A 398-nucleotide genomic window follows, 5' to 3' on the forward strand; every position below is an offset into this window, starting at 1 on the left:
TTTTTGCGGCACAATGTCCCGCTCCAGGCTCCGGCCGGGCCTTAATTGAATATTGACGGGTGGACTACAGTCTTTAAGTGTTGCATCGCAGGATTTCAGGTCGCTGATAACCACGGAGGCATTCCCCCTGTTGCTGATACGCAGTTTTTTACCTTTATCCGTAATTTGCGTATCGAAGCGAACATTATCGGGATGAACGGTCACAATGGTGCCAAACCCGGTGAGTACGCTGACGCTGGCGTTGATGGCATCCTGATACTTTTCAACTTCATCCTTGCTGAGCGTAAATTCATCCCTGTTTTTCGGCACGACGGGAATATAACGCACGCGATAATAAGACTCTTTATTCCGGGCGCCGGTATAGACCAGTCTGTTGGTTTGCATTCCGCCCGCAGGGA

The 398-nt window shown here is 50.3% G+C and carries 1 pseudogene; it reads right to left on the bottom strand.

The window, feature by feature from the left end:
• A pseudogene (locus WFK85_RS23460) lies at window positions 1-384 on the bottom strand (hypothetical protein); the annotation flags it as partial.
• Between the last annotated feature and the right edge of the window lie 14 nt (window positions 385-398).

It is taken from the genome of Cedecea sp. VD22 (assembly GCF_037150195.1).
Taxonomy (GTDB): domain Bacteria; phylum Pseudomonadota; class Gammaproteobacteria; order Enterobacterales; family Enterobacteriaceae; genus Cedecea.